An 18,281-nucleotide genomic window follows, 5' to 3' on the forward strand; every position below is an offset into this window, starting at 1 on the left:
GAGACATTCGGAAAGGGTGAAAAATAAAATGGATCATCGTATGGAAAACACCGAAGAACAGCAGCCCGAAAAATCAGATGCGAAAGACAACATTATGAGCAAAATTCAGCAGCTGGGAGAGACATCTCTGCCGCAAATGTCTCAGGATACCAATATTCACTGCCTGACAATCATCGGCCAAATTGAGGGGCATGTCCAGCTCCCGCCGCAAAATAAAACAACCAAATATGAACACGTCATTCCGCAAATCGTCGCCATTGAGCAAAATCCGAAAATTGAAGGCCTTCTGATCATCTTAAACACCGTCGGCGGCGATGTGGAAGCAGGTCTTGCGATTGCGGAAATGCTCGCATCCTTGTCAAAACCCACCGTCTCAATCGTACTCGGCGGAGGCCACTCGATAGGTGTGCCGATCGCCGTGTCATGTGATCATAGTTTTATCGCGGAAACAGCGACAATGACCATTCACCCCGTTCGGCTAACAGGTCTGGTTATCGGCGTCCCGCAAACGTTTGAATACTTGGACAAAATGCAGGAGCGGGTCGTCAACTTTGTGACCAATCATTCCAATATTTCCGAAGAAAAATTCAAAGAACTGATGTTTTCAAAAGGAAACCTTACCCGGGACATCGGAACGAACGTAGTCGGCAAAGATGCGGCTGATTACGGCTTAATTGATGCCGTCGGCGGCGTCGGACAGGCGATAAAAAAGCTGAATCAGCTGATTGAGGAACGAAAGGGCGAGGAAGGAAGGATGATTCAATGATCCTTTATACCGTCATGCCCCAAGAAGTCGTTTACGGTCATGAAGCAGAACAAAGCGTGCATGAACAGGTAGATTACGCCGGTGTGCCGCTGTTAGTTGAAATGAAGGGAAATGAAGCTGAAGTCGTACAGATTCTAAGTACGAACCCGATGGATTTTCTGAATCCGGACATCGCTCCGGGACAAAAAATTAAGTTGAAAATCTAACCGGCATTCAGTCCGTTTCTCGAAGGGCAAAATATGCTATAATAGGGGAATCCTACAGAAAAATGCAGCCGGTAAAAGGCTGCTTTTCTTCATGATGTATGGTTTTACATTTTTTAACGCAGTAAGGTGATGAGTGTGGCAAAGAAAAAACGGAAATCTAAAAAGAAACAAGAGAGTAAGCTCAATATAAAATACGAGCTAAGCGGACTGCTCTGTGTTGCAATCTCGATTATTGCCGTTTTGCAGCTCGGCGTTGTGGGACAGACATTTGTGTACCTGTTCCGTTTTTTTGCCGGAGAGTGGTTTATTTTATGTTTACTGGCGCTGTTCCTTCTGGGAATTTCGCTGTTTTGGAAAAAGAAGAGTCCGAGTCTTTTAACGAGAAGAAAGGCGGGATTGTACTGTATTATCGCCAGTATTTTGCTGCTGTCTCACGTGCAGCTCTTTAAAAATCTGTCTCATCACGGGTCGATTCAGTCGGCAAGTGTCATCGGCAACACGTGGGAGCTGTTTATGATCGATATGAAACAGCAGGCTGCCTCACCTGACTTGGGGGGCGGTATGATTGGCGCGGTTCTGTTTGCAGCTGCCCACTTTTTATTTGCATCAACGGGTTCACAGATTATGGCGATCGTGCTGATCTTAATGGGACTGATTCTTGTAACGGGCCGTTCTCTGCAGGAAACGCTCAAAAAGTGGACGAGCCCCGTCGGCGGGTTTATCCGCGGACAATGGCAGGCATTTCTTGAAGATATGAAAACAGTCAGAACGAATATGTCTTCGCCGAAAACGAAAACAAAATCAGGCAAAAAACAAAAACGTGTTCAAAAGAAAAAAGAAGAGCCTGAACCGGAGGAAGAGGATGAGGAAATCATTTCGCCGATCATCCATTCAGAGCCGATTATTTCAAGCTTTTCAGACCGTCAGGAGCAGCGCGACGAGCCGCTGATTCCTGAAAAGACGCAGGAGATGGCACAAGCGGCACAAGAAGAGCCTTCCGGCGGCGTCCAAGACAGTGACGAAACGCCCGCGGCTCCGCCGATGACGTTTACAGAGCTTGAAAATAAGGATTATCAAATGCCTTCATTGGACATTTTGGCTGACCCGAAACATACCGGCCAGCAGACCGATAAGAAAAACATTTACGAGAATGCAAGAAAACTCGAGCGCACCTTTCAAAGCTTCGGCGTAAAGGCGAAAGTGACGCAGGTTCATCTCGGTCCGGCCGTCACAAAATATGAAGTATATCCGGACGTGGGGGTCAAAGTCAGTAAAATCGTGAATCTGAGCGATGACCTCGCGCTCGCGCTGGCCGCGAAGGATATCCGGATAGAAGCGCCGATTCCGGGCAAATCAGCAATCGGAATCGAGGTGCCGAATGCTGAAGTTGCGATGGTTTCCCTAAAAGAAGTGCTTGAATCCAAGCTTAACGACAAGCCGGATGCGAAGCTTCTGATCGGCTTGGGACGAAATATTTCCGGAGAAGCCGTGCTTGCCGAACTGAACAAAATGCCCCATCTGCTCGTAGCGGGGGCAACGGGAAGCGGGAAAAGCGTATGTGTCAATGGCATTATTACGAGCATCCTGATGAGAGCCAAACCGCATGAAGTGAAAATGATGATGATTGACCCGAAAATGGTTGAGCTGAATGTATATAACGGCATTCCTCATCTGCTTGCACCGGTCGTGACAGATCCGAAAAAGGCCTCACAGGCTTTGAAAAAGGTCGTCAATGAGATGGAGCGCCGCTATGAGCTGTTCTCCCATACGGGCACGAGAAATATAGAAGGCTATAATGATCATATCAAGCGGTCAAATGCCTCAGAAGAAGTAAAGCAGCCTGAGCTGCCGTACATCGTCGTCATCGTTGACGAGCTTGCCGATCTGATGATGGTCGCTTCTTCCGACGTGGAAGATTCGATTACGAGACTTTCCCAGATGGCGCGGGCGGCAGGCATTCATTTGATTATCGCGACACAGCGGCCTTCAGTCGACGTCATTACCGGAGTGATTAAAGCCAACATCCCGTCGAGAATTGCCTTCAGTGTCTCATCTCAGACCGATTCACGGACGATTTTAGACATGGGCGGCGCTGAAAAGCTTCTGGGGCGCGGAGATATGCTGTTTCTGCCCGTAGGCGCGAATAAGCCGGTTCGGGTGCAGGGGGCATTCTTATCGGATGAAGAGGTTGAGCATGTCGTAGATCATGTCATCACACAGCAAAAAGCGCAGTATCAAGAAGAAATGATTCCGGAAGAAACTGCGGAAACACACAGTGAAGTGACGGATGATCTGTATGATGAAGCGGTCGATTTAATTATCGGCATGCAGACGGCTTCTGTCTCTATGCTTCAAAGACGGTTCAGAATCGGTTACACAAGGGCTGCCCGTCTGATTGACGCAATGGAGGAACGGGGCGTCGTCGGGCCGTATGAAGGAAGCAAACCGAGGGAAGTACTATTATCAAAAGAACAATATGATGAGCTCTCTTCTTAAAAAGAAGAGGGCTTTCACTTAAAATAATACTGCCAAAATCATCCCTGTTTATTTTTTTATCAAAACATGATATAGTTGTCCCAATTGTTCAATAATTTAAGAAAGTGGTTTACGGAGGGGAAACATGTCTACAAAAGCTGACAATCGTCACTTGTATTTAAAAGTGATTGAGCAAATCAAAGAGGATATACAAAACGGAATTTACACCGAAAAGGAAAAGCTTCCTTCTGAATTTGAACTTTCAAAATCGATGGGTGTCAGCCGGGCGACTCTGCGTGAGGCTTTACGTATCCTTGAAGAGGAGCATGTGATTATCAGAAGGCACGGTGTGGGCACTTTCGTCCATACAAAACCGCTGTTTCTTTCAGGTATTGAACAGCTCAACAGCGTGACGAAAATGATTCAGCAAGCGAACATGGTGCCGGGTACGATTTTTTTGTCGTCCCAGGTCATTACACCGTCTGATGAAGATATTGCAAGATTCCGGCTTGAGCCTGAGCAGGAGCTTTTTTATTTGGAGCGCGTAAGAACGGCAAGCGGCACTCCGGTCGTTTACTGTTTAGATACGATTCCGATGGACATTCTGCCGAATTCTTTCTGTCATGAACAGGAGTCCATTTTTGATCTCTTGGAAAAAAACTCCGGATCGGTGATCAGCTATGCCGTTGCTGACATTGAACCGATCGGATATCACGATACGATTTCACCTGTTTTGGAATGTGAGCCGGAGACGACGCTTTTATTATTGAAACAAACCCACTATAATCAGCATGATGAACCTGTATTATATTCATTAAATTATTTCCGTGCTGATAAGTTCCGTTTTCATGTTGTAAGAAAACGTTTTTAAAACAGACGCGTCATGTGTCTGTTTTTTTATTTGCGCCGTTCGTACATACTTTGTTTGCCGCAAGGCACAATAAAACAGGAAACAACCAAGTATAATGAATGGGTGAATAAGTTGAGTAAGAAGAAAAATGGAACGAAAAATATCATTGCTTTGGCTTCTGTACCGCTCGTCATGACACTCGGGAATTCCATGCTGATTCCCGTGCTTCCGATGATTGAAAAGAAGCTGTCCATATCGTCTTTTCAAGTATCGTTAATTATAACGGTCTATTCGATTGTGGCGATTATTTGTATTCCGATTGCCGGATATCTGTCCGATAAATTCGGAAGAAAAAAGGTCCTTCTGCCTTGTCTTCTCATAGCCGGTGCGGGCGGTGCGCTTGCCGCGATAGCTTCCACCGCGTTCAAGCATCCATATCCCATTATCTTGGCGGGACGGGTGCTTCAGGGAATCGGTTCGGCAGGGGCGGCTCCTGTGGTGATGCCGTTTATCGGTGATTTGTTCAAGGGGGATGATGAGCGGATTACCGCGGGGCTCGGCGACATTGAGACGTCTAACACCGCCGGGAAAGTATTAAGCCCGATTATCGGGTCGCTCTTGGCCGCTTGGTTTTGGTTTATGCCATTTTGGTTCATTCCGTTTTTTTCGCTCATCAGTTTTTTTCTCGTTTTGTTTTTGGTGGCAAAGCCGGAGGAACAAAAAGAAGCGCCTTCTATTTCTGAATTTGTGAAAAATGTGGGCGGCATATTTAAGCGTGACGGACGCTGGCTCTTTACGGTGTTTATCATCGGCTGCGTGATTATGTTTTTGCTGTTCGGGGTTCTGTTTTACTTATCAGACTCGCTGGAGAAGAAATACGGAATTGACGGTGTGGCCAAAGGAGCGCTTTTGGCAATCCCGCTTTTATTTCTATCCGTCAGTTCATATATATCAGGCAGAAAAATCGGGAAAGACCAAGGCAAAATGAAGTTTTGCATCGTTTTCGGAATGAGTGCCGTGACACTGTCATTTATCGGCCTGTGGTGGAATCACAGTTTTTATTTATTATTTATCTTCTTGTGTGTCAGCGGTATCGGAATCGGAATGGCGTTACCGGCTTTAGATGCTGTCATCACAGAAGGTGTAAACAACGAAGAATCGGGAACCATTACCTCATTTTATAACAGCATGCGGTTTATCGGAGTAGCGGCGGGACCGCCGATATTTGCTGCGCTGATGTCAAATGCGGGCTGGCTGATTTTTATTTTATCCGCTTTTTGCGGCATTGTATCAGTATTCTTAGCGCTGTTAAATATCTCTTCTCAAGCAAAAGAAAAAAAGGAATCATTAAAGACGGTGTAATCTGCACTGTCTTTTTTTATTTTATTTTGAATATTGACATGATACCGTCTGCTCGTTATCCTTTAATAGTTAAACATATTAACTATTAAAGGAGGGGAAAAAGGTGCACGAAGAAAAAGTAAAACAGCTGATTCAGCGTTATTCTGATGTATACCTGCACGTCTTAAAAAAAATTGACAGCATTATCGCCGAAAAAGTGAACAAAGAGCTGACATTGGATCAATATTACATACTCCGCTATATTATGCTCAACCCCGATTGTAAATCAATTGAACTTGCCGCCGTGTGCCACGTCAACAAAAGCGCCATTACCTCTATGACGAACCGCCTGCATGAAAAAGGATACATCAAACGGGAACGCAGCCAAAGCGACCGCCGGAGCATACTGTTAAACGTCACGGAAAAGGGGACGGAAGTATTTCACCGTGTGGAGCGGCGGATTGAGGAACTCGTCCGTTCATATATTATGTATTTTGATGAAGACGAGGCGGAAATGTTCGTTAATACATACGAAAAATTATACAGATTGATGATGACAGAGGAGGATCAGCAGACATAATGAACAAAATTATCCAAGCCCGCTGGATCATCGCCGCGGCATGGATCGCCGCAACGGTGATATTTATGCTTACAGCGCCTGATATGGCTGAATTGACACGGGAGAAAGGCCAGATTTCCGTACCGGACGGATATTCCTCTTCAGACGCCCGCAAACTGATTGATGACATGTCTGATTCAGATGCACCGTCTTCTTCCGCCGTCATCGTATTTCACGAAAAAGGCTTAATGACAGACAAAAAAGATCGTTTACAGAAAGCCGTCGGCACTTTGTCTGAACATAAAGAAGCGCTTCATATTAAAACGGTGACCTCATACTTCGGGGAAAAAAATGACGACATCAAAAAACAGCTGCTGTCAAAAGACAGACAAACGATGCTTGTTCAGCTGCAGCTTGATACATCAAAAAACAATATCATTGCAATAAAAAATAAAATTGATAAAGAGCTGAAACCGTACGGCGTATCATACGGCATTACAGGCCAGTCGCTGATTGACGAAGATGTGTTAAAAAGCTCTCAGGACGGCTTGAAAAAGACCGAATATATAACGGTTGCCTTTATCCTGATCGTGCTGATCCTTGTATTCCGGTCAGTGGTCGCGCCGTTTGTGCCGCTATTATCGGTATTAATCTCTTATTTAGTCAGCCAATCCATTGTCGCTTTTTTAGTCGATCAGCTGGATTTTCCGCTTTCAACCTTTACTCAGATTTTTATGGTTGCGATTATGTTCGGAATCGGCACAGACTACTGCATTCTGCTTCTCAGCCGTTTTAAAGAAGAACTGTCTCACGGCGCTGATATTAGAGAAGCGATCGTTGTGACCTACAAAACGGCCGGAAAGACGGTTTTGTACAGCGGCGGAGCGGTGCTGATCGGATTTGCCTGCATCGGATTTGCGACATTCAAGCTGTATCAGTCGGCAGCCGCCGTTGCGGTCGGTGTCGCAGTGCTGCTGCTTGCACTCATGACGATTGTGCCGTTTTTTATGGCTGTTTTAGGAAAAAGACTGTTTTGGCCTGTCAGAGGCGATATTTCCCATCCTCAAAGCAAAGCATGGGAAACAGCAGGAACGTTTTCGTTTAAGCGGCCGCTCATCAGTCTGGCAATCGTCGCGGTGTTTACCGTCCTGCCTATCCTTCTTTACAAAGGCGCGCTATCTTACAACAGCCTTGACGAGATCGGGGATAAATATGAATCCGTCCGCGCATTCAATACGATTTCAGATGCATTCGGACCGGGAGAACTTCTTCCGGCAACAGTCGTCATAAAAAATGACGAGTCATTAAATACCGAAAAACACCTGATTGATATCGAAAAAATCAGCAGGGAACTTGAAAAGACAGAGGGTGTGAAAACGGTCAGAAGCGCCACGCGCCCTACAGGGAACGGATTGAATCAATTATTTGTCACAAATCAGGCAAAACAGCTCCAAGAAGGTCTAGGCAAAGGCAATATAGGGCTTGAAAAAATAACGGACGGTTTAGGAGATGCCGCAAAGTCGTTAGCTGATTCACAGCCGCAGATCGAAGAGTCGGGAAAAAGCGTCAATCAGCTTATTGACGGCACATTGTCTCTGAAATCCGGGCTTTCTGATATAGGAGAAAACCTGAATAAGCTGCAAGCTGGCGTGAACGAGAATAAAGCCGGTGTCGCTCAAATGAGAAAGCAGATTGAAGAGCAGAAACAATTGCTGTCTGCGCAGCTCAGTCAAAACAGCGGTCTCGCTTCAGAAACGCAAAATGCTTTAAAACTGGTAAAAACCGTTCTGCCGATGAAAAATGAAGCCAGCAGGCAGCTTGCCGATTTGAACAAACAGCTTGCCCGGCTGCCGTTTGCAAAATTAGAAGCGTCGGTACCGGCAGTAAAGGCCGATCCCTCCTATAAAGAGATCAAATCGGCTTTTACAGGTGTTCAGTCAGCCGTTTCCAAAGCAAATGCAGACGCAGCAGCGTTTTCTAAACAGGTCGACAGTCAAAAGGATAATCTGCAGCAAGCGGAAAAACAATTTGCCCGGCTGTCAGCCGCTCAGAAGAAGATTGACACTCAAATTAATGCAATGATCAACGGCCTGACCAGAATTGAAAATGGCCTGCAGCAAGTATCAGACGGACAGGGGGCTCTCGTCGGACAAATGCCGCGTCTTGAATCGGCGGCAGGACAGCTTGCGGAGGGCCAGAAAAAAATGCAGAGCGGCCTTGGTGATTTTTCTTCCCAGCTCAGCGATCTTTCTTCCGGGCTTAACGATAGTGTAAAAGGGCTTAAGAAGGTATCAAGCGGCATGATGGGGGCGAATGATTACCTGGGTGAGCTCCATAAGGCGTCAGACAAAGAAATGACGGGCTGGTTCGTGCCGCAAGACGCATTGAAAAGCAGTGATTTCAAAAGCGTGTTTAATACGTACATGTCAGATGACAGAAAAACGACAGAATTGACCGTCGTTCTTGATAACAATCCTTATTCAAATACGGCCATTCAAGATATTCAAGCGATCAAAGCGAGCGTGAAAAGGGTCATTCCGAATACGGATTTGAAGAATGCCTCTTTCGGCGTCTCCGGGGTCTCGAGCATGAATGCCGATTTAAAAGAAGTATCAGATTCAGACTTCAAACGGACGGCGATGTTTATGCTGGCGGGCATTTTTCTGATTCTTATCGTCATGTTGCGTTCCCTCATTATGCCTGTTTATTTAGTGGCTTCGCTCGTCCTGACGTATTTCGCATCTATAGGCGTGACGGAGTACATCTTTACACACTTCTTCGGGTATCCGGGCGTGAACTGGGCCGTGCCGTTCTTCGGCTTTGTCATTCTGATGGCTCTGGGCGTGGATTATTCCATCTTCCTGATGGACCGTTTTAATGAGCTGAAAAAAGAAGGAACGGAAGCGGCAATGATCAGCAGTATGAAAAATATGGGCTCAGTCATCATTTCTGCGGCAATTATTTTAGCGGGAACCTTTGCGGCCATGCTGCCGTCGGGCGTTCTTTCCCTTTTGCAGATCGCAACCGTGGTATTAACCGGCCTTCTCATGTACGCAATTGTTGTCCTTCCGTTTTTTGTACCGGTCATGGTGAAAATATTCGGAAGAGCCAACTGGTGGCCTTTCAATTTGAAAAAATAACGTACAATGCCTCTGCCTGGTTTTCGGGCAGAGGTTTTTTGTTTCCTTATAAATCCTCCAGTTGATATAATTACATCTGCGCACTCTTTTTTGCGAATGCTGAAATTTGGTCATAATACATAATATGAAAGAATGAACGAAGGAGGTTTCACATGACTTACGTAAATGAAATGAAGTCAAAACACGGCGGAATCACCGCCCACATCGTAAAGACTGAAAAATTTAAAACCGTTTCACTGACGTTTAAAATGCTGGCTCCTTTAACGAAAGAGCTTGTAACAAAAAGGGCGCTGTTTCCGCATGTGCTTCTCCGCGGGACAGAAAGCCGGCCGAAAACCGCTGATTTGCGTTCTTATTTTGATGAACTGTACGGCACATCCGTTTCCGCCGATTTGACAAAAAAGGGCGAACGTCATGTTATTACGTTCCGGCTTGAGATTCCAAATGAAAAGTATCTGAAGGACCGCACACCATTATTGGAAAAAGGTCTTCAGCTTTTATCAGAGCTTGTCTTTTCGCCTGCTTTGGAAAACGGCGCCTTCATGCCCCTTTATGTCACGCAGGAAAAACGGACCCTGAAACAGCGGATTCAAGCCGTATATGACGATAAGATGAGATATTCTAATCTTCGTCTCGTTCAGGAAATGTGCAAAAGTGAACCGTATGCCCTTCACGTCAACGGTGAGTTCGATGATGTTGAACACATTACTCCGGAAGACCTGTATGAAGCCTATCAAAAAGCCATACGCGAAGATCAGCTGGACCTGTATGTCATCGGCGACGTTGACACAGATCAGGTGAAAACAGCCGTTGATACGTATTTTAAAACGGACGAACGGGCGCAGCAGCCTTTAGAAAGAAGCACGGCGAATGAACAGCCTGACCCGAAGGAAGTCATTGATGAAGAGGACGTCAAACAAGGCAAGCTGAATATCGGGTTCCGGACCAATACGACATACACAGACCCGGCCTATCCGGCATTGCAAGTGTTTAACGGACTCTTTGGAGGTTTCTCTCATTCAAAACTGTTTATGAATGTCCGTGAAAAAGCGAGTCTCGCATATTATGCGGCCTCAAGGGTAGAAAGCTTCAAAGGGCTCTTGATGGTCATGTCGGGTATTGAAGTGAAAAATTACAAGCAGGCCGTCACCATTATTGAAGAACAGTTTCAGGCGATGCAGAACGGTGATTTTTCAGAAGACGATATCGCCCAGACGAAAGCCGTTATTAAAAACCAAGTATTAGAAACGATCGATACGGCATACGGATTAGCGGAATTTCTGTACCAGCAGGCCTCAGCCCAAGTGGAGATACCGATCGAAACATTCCTTGACAATATTGAGAAAGTGACAAAAGAGGACATTGTCAATGTCGGAAAGAACATTAAGCTGGATACGACTTATTTCTTAAAAGGGACGGGGGGAGCATCTTGACTAAACCGATAAACTTCGAACAGCTTCAAGAAACGCTGTATCATGAAAAAATGGCAAACGGCCTTGATGTCTATGTGCTGCCGAAACAGGGGTTTAATAAAACATACGCCGTGTTTACGACTAAGTACGGTTCCATTGACAATCAATTCGTTCCTTTAAAAAAGGAAGAAATGGTTCACGTCCCTGACGGAATTGCGCATTTTCTTGAGCATAAACTGTTTGAAAAAGCGGACGGCGACGTGTTTCAGGACTTCAGCAAGCAGGGGGCATCGGCAAATGCCTTTACGTCATTTACACGAACCGCTTATCTGTTCTCTAGTACCTCAAATGTAGAGCAAAACCTGGAAACGCTCGTGGATTTTGTCCAGGACCCGTATTTCACGGAAAAATCAGTGGAAAAAGAAAAAGGCATCATCGGCCAAGAAATTAACATGTATGATGATAATCCGGATTGGCGGCTGTTTTTCGGCCTCATCGAGAATATGTATAAAGACCACCCTGTGAAAATTGACATTGCCGGAACGGTGGAAAGCATCTCTCATATTACGAAAGATCTTCTGTATGAGTGCTACGAAACGTTTTATCATCCGAGCAATATGCTGCTCTTTATCGTCGGCCCTGTAGATCCTGAAGCGATCATCAGCCAGGTGCGGAAAAACCAGGAGAAAAAGCCGTTTACAGATCAGCCTGAAATCAAACGTGAAGAAGTTCGGGAACAGGAAGCGGTTTTCCGCCGGGAGCAAGAATTAAAAATGAACGTCCAAGGCTCAAAATGTCTGGTCGGCCTAAAGGCGAAAGACCCTTATAAAACGGGACGGGAGCTATTGAAGCACGAGCTCAGCATGAACCTCATGCTTGAGTGTCTCTTCGGAAAAAGCTCACCGCATTACGGCGACCTATACGACAAAGGCTACATTGATGAAACCTTCAGCTTTGATTATACGGCTGAATACGGATTCGGTTTTGCGTCTGTCGGAGGAGATACACCGGAGCCGGATAAGCTCGCTGACGAATTAAAACGGATGCTGCTTGATGCAGGATCTGCCGTGACCGCGGAAAAACTTGACCTGGCGAGAAAAAAGAAGATCGGGTCATTTTTAAAAGCGCTGAATTCGCCTGAATATATCGCCAACCAATTCACACGCTACGCCTTTTTAGACATGAGTCTGTTTGATGTCGTAACCGTACTGGAGCAGATTACGCCGGAAGACGTGGAGCGGGTCATCAAAGAAGAAATATCAGAAGACAGGCTGACAGTCTGTAAAGTCGTGCCGAAATCATAACAAAACATCCCTCGTGCCCTGAGGGATGTTTTTCTGGGGAAAGAAGGAATGTTGATTGATGAAACAGACAGCGCTTGTAACCGGAGCAAGCGGCGGAATCGGACAAAGTATAAGTGAAGTCCTCGCAAAAAACGGATATGACGTGCTTTTGCATTATCATTCTAATAAAGAAACCGCAGCCAGGCTTGCGGAAAGACTGAGCGCATCATTCGGGGTAAAAGCTTCCGTTATTCAGGCGGATCTGTCCTCACCAGACGGCGCGGAAACACTCAGCCGCTCCGTCAAGCAGCCTGTGGACGCTCTGATATTAAACAGCGGCAAAAGTCATTTCGGCCTGATTACGGACGTTACGGATGACACGGCGCGGGAGATGGTGCAGCTGCATGTGACGAGCCCGTTTCTTCTGGCGCGTAATCTGGTGCCCGGCATGATCCGGAAAAAAAGCGGGGGCATCGTCGCGATCGGCTCCGTCTGGGGAGAAACAGGCGCGTCGTGCGAAGTATTATACAGCATGGTCAAAGGAGCGCAGCATTCGTTCGTCAAAGCGCTTGCCAAGGAGCTTGCTCCGAGCGGCGTCCGGGTGAATGCAGTCTCACCGGGCGCCGTTGATACGAATATGCTTGATCAGTTCACGTCTGATGAAAAAGAAGCATTAGCAGAGGAAATTCCCGCGGGCAGGCTGGCAAGGCCGGAGGAAATCGCCGAAGCGGCGGCTTTTTTGTTATCGGACAAAGCTTCCTATATTACGGGGCATATATTATCCGTAAACGGCGGCTGGCACTGCTGAAAAAAATGTGTGTATAGTTTACATCTGCTCGGACAAAATAATTTTGTAACAACAGATGAAATGGAGGAAGCCAACATGTCAGTATTAGAAAACTGGGATAATTGGAAGAATTTCCTTGGCGACAGATTGAACTATGCACAGGAAAAAGGGATGAGTGATGAAACGATCACTGACCTCGCTACAGAAATCGGCGGTTACCTTGCAAACGAAGTCGACTCGAAAAACCATCAGGAAAAAGTGCTTGCTGATCTTTGGAGCGTTGCTTCTGAAGATGAACAGCGCGCCATCGCAAATATGATGGTGAAGCTTGTTGAAAATAACAGCACTCATTAAGAGGGGGGGATTTCTCCTCTCTTTTTTTATGTTTTCCTCTATAGAGCAACATTCTTCTTTCTAATTAGAGAAAAATGTTTTATGATAAAGGAAGGTAAAAATTTGCCACAATGGAGGGGGTATATCATTTGGCAAAGCTCGAATGGTATTTTGAATATGAAATTCAAGTGAACCGCCCCGGCCTGCTCGGGGATATTTCATCTCTTCTCGGGATGCTGTCAATTAATATTGTCACAATTAACGGTGTCGACCTTTCCAGAAGGGGAATGCTGCTCAGATGCCGGCATATAGATCAAATTAAACGATTGGAATCAATTTTAAAAACAATGGAGACCATTAAAGTAACGAAGCTGAGAGAACCGAGGCTTCGCGACCGTCTCGCAGTCCGCCACGGAAGATACATTCAGCGTGATGCCGATGACAAAAAAACCTTCCGTTTTGAAAGGGACGAGCTTGGTCTTTTGGTTGACTTTATGGCCGAGCTGTTTAAAAAAGAAGGACACAAACTGATCGGAATCCGGGGAATGCCGCGGGTCGGAAAAACGGAGTCCATCGTTGCGTCAAGCGTCTGTGCCAGCAAAAGATGGCTTTTCGTATCATCAACGCTTTTAAAACAAACGATCCGGAGCCAGCTGGTTGCTGATGAATACAGCACGGAAAACGTGTTTATCCTTGATGGCATCGTTTCGACAAGACGCGGATCTGAGCGCCATCTTCAGCTCGTCAGTGAAATTATGAGGCTTCCGGCGACAAAGGTCGTGGAGCACCCCGATATTTTTGTCCAGAATACGGAGTATACGCTCGATGATTTCGATTATATTATCGAACTCAGAAATGATCCTGATGAAGTCATTACATATGAACATGCAGAAGAACCGCAAATGTTTGATCAGACCGGTTTTTCAAGCTTTGATTTTTAATATTGGAAGGTGTTTGTTGTGACAGAATTAGCAATCCGGCTTAAAGAAGCCAGAGAGGAAAAAGGGATGTCATTGGATGAACTCCAAGCGGCGACGAAAATTCAGAAAAGATACTTAACCGCTCTGGAAGAAGGCTCTTATGACGTCATTCCCGGCAATTTTTATGTGCGGGCGTTTATCAAGCAATACGCTGAGGCTGTCGGGCTTGATTCAGACCAATTATTTGAAGAATATAAAAAAGACATCCCAAACACGTACCATGACGATGTGTCGGAAAAAATCTCCGGCCTCGCCATGCAAAGGGAGCTGCCTAAGTCCGCTTCAAAGGCGGCAGAATGGCTGCCGACCGTCCTTATAGTCATCGGTGTCATTATCGTCATTGCGATCGTGTATGCGATTATTCAGCTCGGAATGAGCAAGTCCGGGCAGACAGACGGGGATAAGGCCGCCACCCAAAGCGAGAGCAAGTATGAGATTCCTAAGGATTCTGCGCTGAAAAATGACGGCAATACAAATGACGCGCAAACTGACAGCAAAAAGGACACAAAAGAGTCAGAGCAGAAAAAGAAAGAAAAAAGCAGTGAAAAAACAGAGATCAAAGCGGCCGGAACGGAAGGATCCGCTTCATCATACGACGTTTCCGGGGCTGATAAGTATAAGCTTGAACTGATTGCTTCAGATAACGCATGGATCCGCGTCCGTGATGACAGCGGCGGTTCTTTAAAAGAAGGAACGCTGCAAAAAGGCGAAACCTATAAAAAAGACATCACGGATCAAAAGCAGATTGAAATACGCACGGGCTATGCCCCTAACCTGAAAATTAAAATCAACGGAGAGGTTCTGTCCTATGAACTCAATCCGCATGATGTGATGGCGCAGACAATCACAATCAAGATGAAAAAATAAAAGGGGAAAAAAGTCATCTGAACGATTAAGATGACTTTTTCTTCACGTCCGAGTACATATATTGGAGGGGCTTTATGTTTAACTTACCGAATAAAATCACACTGGCAAGAATCGCTTTAATTCCAGTATTTATGATTATCATGCTTGTTCCTTTTCAATGGGGAAGCCTTCATATAGGGGATGAATCGATTCCGGTCGCACATCTTACGGGAGCTGTTTTGTTCATTATCGCATCAACGACTGACTGGGTGGATGGCTACTACGCCAGAAAGCTGAACCTCGTGACAAACTTCGGGAAATTTTTAGATCCGCTGGCTGACAAACTGCTGGTGTCCGCGGCATTAATTACGCTTGTGCAGTTTGACCTTGCGCCGGCGTGGATGGTCATCGTCATCATCAGCCGCGAATTTGCCGTAACGGGGTTAAGACTTGTCCTGGCAGGAACGGGAGAAGTCGTAGCCGCCAATATGCTGGGGAAAATTAAAACATGGGCCCAGATCATCGCTGTTGCCGCGCTTTTGCTTCATAATCTCCCGTTTGAGCTCGTTTCTTTCCCGTTCGGCGATATCGCTTTATGGGTGGCCGTGCTCTTCACAGTCATTTCCGGCTGGGATTATTTTGCGAAGAACTGGGATGCGTTAAAAACATCTAACTGAGAAAGAAGGACGTAAAGATGGAAATAGCAAAAAAAGCGGAAATCATTGCAGTCGGCTCAGAGCTTCTGCTCGGCCAGATCGCCAATACGAATGCGCAGTTTATCAGTAAAGAGCTGGCGGAAATCGGCGTAAATGTGTTTTATCATACCGCTGTCGGAGACAATCCGGAGCGGCTTAAGCAAGTCATCCGCATTGCGGAAGAGCGCTCAGACCTGATTATTTTTTCTGGCGGCCTCGGACCGACCAAGGACGATTTAACAAAAGAAACCATTGCAAACACTTTGGGGCGCCCGCTCGTTCTGAATGACGAAGCGTTCCGGTCGATTGAAGAGTATTTCGCGAAAACAAAACGGACAATGTCGCCGAATAACCGCAAACAGGCGCTCGTCATTGAAGGCTCAGACGTTTTGGCGAATCACTTCGGCATGGCGCCGGGAATGCTTGCAGAGCACGGCTCAAGACTTTATATGCTGCTCCCTGGGCCGCCGAGCGAGCTGCGTCCGATGTTTGAAAATGAAGCGAAGCCGCTGCTTCTTAAAAAGCTCGGTACAAATGAGAAGATCGTTTCAACCGTGCTGCGGTTTTTCGGAATCGGTGAATCGCAGCTTGAAGCTGATTTAGAAGATATCATTGATGCGCAGACGAACCCGACGATTGCGCCGCTTGCTGCCGACGGCGAGGTCACGCTGCGTTTAACGGCGAAACATGCCGACGAAAAAGAAACAGAGCGGCTTTTAAAAGAAACGGAAGCCGCCATTTTGGAACGTGCCGGTGAATTTTTCTACGGATATGATGATACGTCGCTGGTGAAGGAGCTTTCAAAAGCATGCAGACAAAACGGAATCACGATTTCCTCTGCCGAAAGCTTTACCGGAGGCCTGTTTTCAGAGTGGGTGACTGATTTAAGCGGTGCGTCTCAACTATTTGCGGGGGGCGTTGTCTGCTATTCCGACAGCGTGAAACAGAATGTGCTCGGCGTGAAAGCTGAAACGCTCGCAGAAAGCGGAGCGGTCAGCAAAGAGTGCGCGAAAGAGCTTGCCGCCGGTGTAAGAAAGCTGACCGGAAGCGATATCGGCATCAGCTTTACCGGAGTTGCGGGCCCCGATCCGCAGGAAGGGCATGCCCCGGGCCGCGTCTTTATCGGTATTTCCGCGGAAGGGAAAGAAGAGGTGCACGAATTTAACTTTGCCGGCTCAAGAACCGGAATCAGAAAGCGCGCCGCTAAATACGGCTGCCATCTTATTTTGAAAATGCTGGATCAAAAATAAAGTTTTAAAGAGTGGGTTTCTCTGATTTTTAAGTTTTACAAGGGGAATAATGCTCTTTTTAAGAAAAGCGAACGCGGAAAAAATCCGAATATGCGTTCGCTTTTTTCTTGGCAAATGTCAGTAAACAAGGTATAGTATATGTAGTGGCAAGATAAAGGAGGAAAAAAATAAATGAGTGATCGTCAGGCAGCCTTAGATATGGCTCTTAAGCAAATAGAAAAACAATTCGGCAAAGGTTCCATCATGAAGCTCGGAGAAAAAACGGATACAAGAATTTCAACGGTGCCGAGCGGTTCCCTTGCACTTGATACCGCTCTCGGAATAGGCGGATACCCGCGCGGACGGATTATTGAAGTATACGGACCTGAAAGCTCAGGTAAAACGACTGTAGCGCTTCACGCAATCGCTGAGGTTCAGGAAAAAGGCGGACAGGCAGCATTTATTGATGCCGAGCATGCTCTTGATCCTGTTTACGCGCAAAAGCTCGGTGTCAATATTGAAGAGCTGCTGCTTTCTCAGCCGGATACGGGAGAGCAGGCGCTGGAGATTGCTGAAGCGCTGGTGCGAAGCGGAGCTGTCGATATCGTAGTCGTTGACTCTGTTGCGGCGCTTGTTCCAAAAGCTGAAATTGAAGGTGACATGGGTGATTCACACGTCGGTTTACAGGCGCGTCTCATGTCTCAGGCGCTCCGTAAGCTTTCCGGCGCCATCAATAAATCTAAAACAATCGCAATCTTTATTAACCAGATTCGTGAAAAAGTCGGCGTTATGTTCGGAAATCCGGAGACGACACCGGGCGGCCGCGCGCTGAAATTCTATTCTTCCGTGCGTCTTGAAGTGCGCCGTGCCGAGCAATTAAAGCAGGGCAACGACGTCATGGGGAATAAGACGAGAATTAAAGTCGTAAAAAACAAAGTCGCTCCTCCGTTCCGTACGGCTGAAGTGGACATTATGTACGGTGAAGGAATCTCCAAAGAAGGGGAAATCATCGACCTTGGAACTGAACTTGATATCGTGCAGAAAAGCGGCTCATGGTATTCTTATGAAGAAGAACGCCTCGGACAGGGCCGTGAAAACGCCAAGCAGTTCTTAAAAGAAAATAAAGACATCATGCTGATGATTCAGGAACAAATCCGTGAACATTACGGTTTGGACAATAACGGTGTTACGGAAAAAGCGGAAGAAGTTCAGGAAGAGCTTGAATTCGAAGAATAAAAGCACGATAAAAAGAGCGGAATAAGCAATTTCCGCTCTTTTTTGTGTGTTTCAAAAAACACTGGCTGTTTCGGAAAATTTTATCTGAAATGTTACAACTTTTTTCACCCTTCACTCGTCTAACATCATGGCGAAAGTTGAAA

Annotated in this window: 16 protein-coding genes; all 16 read left to right on the forward strand. The window is 46.3% G+C overall.

The genetic code is table 11. The features are described from left to right. Positions 1 to 28 precede the first annotated feature (28 nt). Positions 29 to 766 (forward strand): ClpP family protease, encoded by a 738-nt coding sequence (locus tag QRX25_RS08180; protein WP_212101395.1) that lies wholly within the window; start codon positions 29 to 31, stop codon positions 764 to 766. Beyond that, complete coding sequence (locus QRX25_RS08185; RefSeq protein WP_013352305.1) at positions 763 to 972, forward strand: YlzJ-like family protein; 210 nt, start codon at positions 763 to 765, stop codon at positions 970 to 972. Before QRX25_RS08180 ends, QRX25_RS08185 begins: the two co-directional genes overlap by 4 nt. Positions 973 to 1,107: 135 nt before the next feature. Next, the gene (locus tag QRX25_RS08190; RefSeq protein WP_065981476.1) at positions 1,108 to 3,468 is read left to right on the forward strand and encodes an FtsK/SpoIIIE family DNA translocase; all 2,361 of its coding nucleotides are present in this window, start codon (positions 1,108 to 1,110) and stop codon (positions 3,466 to 3,468) included. Between the two features lie 124 nt (positions 3,469 to 3,592). Beyond that, entirely contained in the window at positions 3,593 to 4,318 is a 726-nt protein-coding gene (locus tag QRX25_RS08195; protein ID WP_212101398.1) for a GntR family transcriptional regulator, read from the forward strand. Between the two features lie 111 nt (positions 4,319 to 4,429). Further along, positions 4,430 to 5,659: a bacillibactin exporter BcbE gene (gene bcbE, locus QRX25_RS08200; RefSeq protein ID WP_065981478.1), complete on the forward strand. Its 1,230-nt coding sequence runs from the start codon at positions 4,430 to 4,432 to the stop codon at positions 5,657 to 5,659. Positions 5,660 to 5,762: 103 nt separating this feature from the next. Then, on the forward strand, positions 5,763 to 6,218 hold the full coding sequence (locus QRX25_RS08205) for a MarR family winged helix-turn-helix transcriptional regulator (RefSeq protein WP_115997256.1): 456 nt from the start codon (positions 5,763 to 5,765) through the stop codon (positions 6,216 to 6,218). Then, the gene (locus QRX25_RS08210) at positions 6,218 to 9,337 is read left to right on the forward strand and encodes an MMPL family transporter (RefSeq protein WP_212101400.1); all 3,120 of its coding nucleotides are present in this window, start codon (positions 6,218 to 6,220) and stop codon (positions 9,335 to 9,337) included. Before QRX25_RS08205 ends, QRX25_RS08210 begins: the two co-directional genes overlap by 1 nt. Positions 9,338 to 9,489: 152 nt before the next feature. Further along, positions 9,490 to 10,770, forward strand: a complete 1,281-nt coding sequence (yfmF, locus tag QRX25_RS08215; RefSeq protein WP_065981481.1) for an EF-P 5-aminopentanol modification-associated protein YfmF — start codon at positions 9,490 to 9,492, stop codon at positions 10,768 to 10,770. Beyond that, positions 10,767 to 12,053 carry an EF-P 5-aminopentanol modification-associated protein YfmH gene (gene yfmH, locus QRX25_RS08220; RefSeq protein ID WP_065981482.1) on the forward strand — a complete coding sequence of 429 codons (1,287 nt, stop codon included), beginning with the start codon at positions 10,767 to 10,769 and terminating at the stop codon, positions 12,051 to 12,053. Before yfmF ends, yfmH begins: the two co-directional genes overlap by 4 nt. A gap of 58 nt (positions 12,054 to 12,111) precedes the next feature. After that, the gene (gene ymfI, locus QRX25_RS08225) at positions 12,112 to 12,840 is read left to right on the forward strand and encodes an elongation factor P 5-aminopentanone reductase (protein ID WP_212101670.1); all 729 of its coding nucleotides are present in this window, start codon (positions 12,112 to 12,114) and stop codon (positions 12,838 to 12,840) included. 75 nt (positions 12,841 to 12,915) lie between these two features. After that, a complete protein-coding gene (locus tag QRX25_RS08230; protein WP_003154150.1) occupies positions 12,916 to 13,173 on the forward strand; it encodes a DUF3243 domain-containing protein in 258 nt (85 codons plus the stop codon). Positions 13,174 to 13,301: 128 nt separating this feature from the next. Continuing rightward, entirely contained in the window at positions 13,302 to 14,093 is a 792-nt protein-coding gene (locus QRX25_RS08235) for a DUF3388 domain-containing protein (RefSeq protein WP_065521268.1), read from the forward strand. 18 nt (positions 14,094 to 14,111) lie between these two features. Then, positions 14,112 to 14,999 carry a helix-turn-helix domain-containing protein gene (locus QRX25_RS08240; protein WP_065981483.1) on the forward strand — a complete coding sequence of 296 codons (888 nt, stop codon included), beginning with the start codon at positions 14,112 to 14,114 and terminating at the stop codon, positions 14,997 to 14,999. A gap of 74 nt (positions 15,000 to 15,073) precedes the next feature. Continuing rightward, positions 15,074 to 15,655: a CDP-diacylglycerol--glycerol-3-phosphate 3-phosphatidyltransferase gene (gene pgsA / locus QRX25_RS08245; RefSeq protein ID WP_016936065.1), complete on the forward strand. Its 582-nt coding sequence runs from the start codon at positions 15,074 to 15,076 to the stop codon at positions 15,653 to 15,655. Positions 15,656 to 15,672: 17 nt separating this feature from the next. After that, on the forward strand, positions 15,673 to 16,923 hold the full coding sequence (locus tag QRX25_RS08250; protein ID WP_115997260.1) for a competence/damage-inducible protein A: 1,251 nt from the start codon (positions 15,673 to 15,675) through the stop codon (positions 16,921 to 16,923). 171 nt (positions 16,924 to 17,094) lie between these two features. Further along, positions 17,095 to 18,138, forward strand: a complete 1,044-nt coding sequence (recA, locus tag QRX25_RS08255) for a recombinase RecA (RefSeq protein ID WP_013352318.1) — start codon at positions 17,095 to 17,097, stop codon at positions 18,136 to 18,138. Positions 18,139 to 18,281 lie beyond the last annotated feature (143 nt).

This window comes from Bacillus sp. L381 (assembly GCF_030284525.1).
GTDB classification, from domain to species: domain Bacteria; phylum Bacillota; class Bacilli; order Bacillales; family Bacillaceae; genus Bacillus; species Bacillus amyloliquefaciens.